The sequence below is a fragment of the Bartonella sp. TT67HLJMS genome (genome assembly GCF_042193375.1).
Classification (GTDB): domain Bacteria; phylum Pseudomonadota; class Alphaproteobacteria; order Rhizobiales; family Rhizobiaceae; genus Bartonella; species Bartonella grahamii.
In genome coordinates, this window is sequence record NZ_JBHILP010000022.1 from 2000 (window position 1) to 6065 (window position 4066).

At 38.5% G+C, this 4066-nt stretch carries 2 protein-coding genes and 4 pseudogenes; 4 read left to right on the plus strand and 2 right to left on the minus strand.

The window, feature by feature from the left end; genetic code table 11:
* Both ACFIJQ_RS08665 and ACFIJQ_RS08670 read right to left on the minus strand, forming a co-directional pair.
* Positions 1-1114: pseudogene (locus ACFIJQ_RS08665) on the minus strand (autotransporter outer membrane beta-barrel domain-containing protein); the annotation flags it as partial.
* 852 nt (positions 1115-1966) lie between these two features.
* Positions 1967-2162 (minus strand): annotated as a pseudogene (locus ACFIJQ_RS08670) (transcriptional regulator); the annotation flags it as partial.
* Between ACFIJQ_RS08670 and ACFIJQ_RS08675 the strand changes: the two are divergent.
* The 4 genes and pseudogenes from ACFIJQ_RS08675 to ACFIJQ_RS08690 form a co-directional block, all read left to right on the plus strand.
* Positions 2159-2912 (plus strand): annotated as a pseudogene (locus tag ACFIJQ_RS08675) (phage tail sheath C-terminal domain-containing protein); the annotation flags it as partial. The pseudogenes ACFIJQ_RS08670 and ACFIJQ_RS08675 overlap by 4 nt on opposite strands.
* 61 nt (positions 2913-2973) lie before the next feature.
* Complete coding sequence (locus ACFIJQ_RS08680) at positions 2974-3282, plus strand: hypothetical protein (RefSeq protein WP_375629924.1); 309 nt, start codon at positions 2974-2976, stop codon at positions 3280-3282.
* Between the two features lie 13 nt (positions 3283-3295).
* Positions 3296-3741 (plus strand): annotated as a pseudogene (locus ACFIJQ_RS08685) (phage tail protein).
* The gene (locus ACFIJQ_RS08690; RefSeq protein WP_375629927.1) at positions 3738-3992 is read left to right on the plus strand and encodes a tail protein X; all 255 of its coding nucleotides are present in this window, start codon (positions 3738-3740) and stop codon (positions 3990-3992) included. Before ACFIJQ_RS08685 ends, ACFIJQ_RS08690 begins: the two are co-directional and overlap by 4 nt.
* Positions 3993-4066: the final 74 nt, after the last annotated feature.

The following is a 4066-nucleotide window of genomic DNA, read 5'->3' on the forward strand; positions in this document are numbered from 1 at the left end:
CAGAACCATCAGATGATGTAACCGCAGCTTTTTCGTCTAAATTAATGGTGCTGCCTTCTTTAGTATATACCCCATCATTTTTTCCATCGAATGATCCTCCAGAGACTGTTATTGTGGAGTGATCATTTGCAAATATGCCTGTGTTTGCTTGAGTGACGGTTACATTGTTTAAAGCAACAGTGCTTTTTTCAGCATTTATTCCTTTATCCATTAAGGCGTCATCGTTACCGCTTGATATTTTCACATTTTCCAGCGTGTTTTTGTCACTCTTATTATTCTCGAAAGAAGCACCAATTTCAGAAGCTGTAATGGAAGCGCCGTTTATCTTGATTGTCGCTCCATTGTTCATTACAAGTCCATTTTTGAATTTTTCAATGGTTGTTTTTCCATTTAACTCAATCTTGCTATTAGGTGTGTAGGCCCCTATACCAATACTTGTTCCTTGGGTTGCAGAACCAATTAGTGTTAAATCTTCACTAACGATTGCACCATTTAATGCCATAAGACCATAGCCTGTGGCGTTTTCAATGGTTGTTTTTCCATTTAACTCAATCTTGCTATTAGCATCTTGGGCGAGCACACCAACAATAGATTCTCCCGTATTAGGTTCTCCAGATTCATTAAGGGTTATCGTTAAATCTTTACTAGTAATTACTGCACCGTCTTTTGCTTGAAGCCCGCTAGTAACTTTTTCAATGGTTGTTGTGCCCGTTAACTCAATCTTGCTACCAGAATTTATGGCTACTAAACCAATATCGGTTGCATTTATTGTTAAATTTTCGCTGGTGATTTTACCGCCTTCTCCTGCAAAAAGTCCGTTCTTAACTTTTTCAATGGTTGTTGTGCCCTTTAACGTAATTTCACTGCCGGAATTTTTCGACGCTACACCAGTGCCGAATTTTTCAGGATCAGGAGAGGTTACTTTTAAATCTTCACCGTTGATTTTGCCACCACTTGTTGCCTCAATTGCATCATAGGAACTGCCTTTAGTGGCAGTCTTTGTTGTATCTTTTACATCATTTTTAAGAACATTTTCAGCATATGCGTTGAATTGGGTGCCAAACAGCGTAACAGCGATAGCCGCTGTACAGAGTAACAGAGATTTTTTATACATTGATATTTTCCTAACTTATAAGCCCCACACATTCCTCCCCCGCTTACTAAGAAGGATATCAAATGGATGGTTTTCTGCTTTGAGACGAATAGATTGTTTTTATTTGCGTGTAAAGTATAATTATAAATTTTATAATAAAATACATAATGTTTTATTCTAAATTTATTTTATTATTCATTGTGAAATAAATATAAAACTAAATTATAAATAAAAATTATTTTATAATATTAAAAATTAAAATATTTAAATCACTAATTTATTAAAAATTTATAAAATAATTGAAGATATTAAAAGTTGTTTATAATTTTTTAATTGTAGATCATCGTTTTATTATTGTGGATTATTTAGAGATAAACTTTGTTGAGTTATCACAAGAAAGAAAATAATGGAGAAGATATTAAAAAAGAAACCAGAAAAGAGGAAATGAGCAATAAAGAATAGCAGTATCTATGCTGCTGTGAGTATACAAAAAAGAAAGCTTGTCGTTTGACAGGAGTTTTTTAAGTGGGAATAGGTGAGATTGGGTGGGAATTTATGATTTTTTTAAATGATTAATTTTCACCATTAAATGCGCATTTTGTCAAAATGGATTTTTACATCTAAAAATGAGAAAAAACGAGAAAAAACTGTGTTTCAATGGAAAAAATAGGAAAAGGCTTTGAGGATTTAAAAACTCTGTGGAAGCCTAGAAAACCGCCTTTGAAGACCCTTTGAAAAAAATCTATAAATTGTGAAGTTTGCTCCCAAATCAGCCAAAAAAGCAAAAAAAGATATGATATTTTAAAAACAAATTGTTATTAAAAATCTTAATGTAAGGAGAAAGGCACCTTCATTTTCCATTTTTAATGATGGTTAGGTTGGGTTGGTGTCGTTCTTGAGTGTTTTTTCAACCTCTATTTGATGTTTTAAATGCAATTTTAAAAAGAGGCAAGGTAAGCTCTATTTCTTCACTGTCGTTGATGTCTTGAATAAGCTCTTGTAACTTTTTATAAAGCTCTGCCGCGAGTTCCACTATATCTTCAGGGGAAAATTTAATTATTGCATTTTTGTTATTTGATTGCTCCCTTTGTACGGATGGCAAATAGTGAGGGTGGTATTAGTATTAAACTAGCAAGTCCTTTTGCGGCTGCGATGTTTATCAAACGTGATAAGTGAAGGGGAGGTGTTTTTTTTGTCTCCTTCCAATCAAGATGTTAAAGGCATTTTAGGTACGGCGCGCCCGATTAGCTATTTTGATGGCGAAATCGATCATGAGGCAAAGCGTTTCAATCAAGCTGATATTGCTACCTTTATACTAGCACGGCTTAGCCAAAATATGCATTTAGATAATACTGTAGGGAAAATGGCTGCCAATGGACGCATTTTATGGGGAAACCATACCAACTCCAGTGATCCACTCTGGCGTTTTGTCAATGTAGTGTGCACCTGTGCAGCGTTGAAAAAACTATCACTAACAGTTTTAGCCCTTGGGCTAATGACGAGAATCTGACTTCTCACTATGTCATTGCTATTACCCGCTCTCTCACGCAGTTTCTTGATGATCTGATTGCGCGGGGTGCACTGCTGGGGGGCGGGTTTGGTTTGATCGCGATTTAAATTGCAACAGTATTTTACAATTAGGACAGTTTCGGGTGAAATTTGATGCAGAAGAAGTGCCACCTTTAGGAGATTTAATTTTCGGTAGCCGGTGTAATAGCGCATATTTGATTGGCTTACTGAAGATATCCAAAAGAAAATGATGCACACTTTTGGCGATACGTTTGAAACTTATCGTAAAGCAGCAAGGAGTGAAGCATGACGTTACGCATTGTACGCGGTTTTATCCTGATTGTTGATGGTTTTATGGGCACCTATCACAATTGACAGATTTTTGTAAATCTTTGCCTCATCGCATGAAGGGGTGGTTTGGGTCCATTAATTTAAGAGAGTTTTTGCCAAGTTTTTTGGGAGGCACAACAGCCATTCAACCGATTGCACAATTTGCGGGGGCGGGGCATGCCAATTACTCTGTGAGAGAACAAAGAGAGAAAGACCGCTCCACTACCACCCACAATCAAAATGTAACAGTGCATGTCAATGGCGCCCGTGATCCTGTGGCCACTGGTCGTGCGGTTGCCCACGCCATTCAACGGGCACGTGCCAATGCTCTGCATGGGGGAACAGAATGAGGGGAGGGAGCCTATGAGAGATCCTTTGATGATGTTAGGACCGCATCAATTTTATGTGGACTGGCTGAATTTCCAATCCTTTGAAGAAGAGTTTTCTGCCTCATGGGTTTGTATGGAGCGTTTTGGCAAGTCCCCCAGTTTGCAATTTACCGGCTATGGCAATGATGCAAAAACCATTCATGGAGTTTGGTTTCCAGAAGAATTTGGTGACCGTGTAGCCATTGATGCCATAAGCAGAACGATTCGAAGAGCAAAGCCTGTCCAGATGCTTCGTTGGATTAATGATACGACCATAGTGTCCTTCTCCATGGTCCCGTGGTGATCACCACGATCAATAAAGAGCACGACTATATCAGTCGCTCTGGTCAATCACAGCGCATCCGCTATTCCATTACTCTCTTGCCCTTTTTCAATGGCGGAAAACCGCAAGGACAATACCAGGTGGGACAGACTCCATGAATATACCAGAAAAGCATGTTGTTGTAGAGCTAGAGGATATGAGTCTTGATCTTATCTGCTTTCACCATGCCATGGCAGTGTTCAGAGACCGCATCCAAGTTGGGGCATTAAATGGCTATTTAGAAGCTACCTTGGAAGCCAATCCAGAGGTTGCCAAATATGGTGTGTTTTTACCGCGGGGCTTAACGGTTATTCTACCTGAATTTGTGTTGTCTAATCCCCAAAGCATGGTGAAGCGGTTATGGGACTAATGCGCACATACCCCTTTATTGTGGTCAAGGTGGGAGATAAACCTGTTCATGAGGTTTTTTACCAGCGTCTTTTA

Excerpts from the sequence above, each read along its gene's own strand:
- ACFIJQ_RS08690 (WP_375629927.1), top strand. The coding sequence starts at position 3,738 with ATGAATATACCAGAAAAGCATGTTGTTGTAGAGCTAGAGGATATGAGT.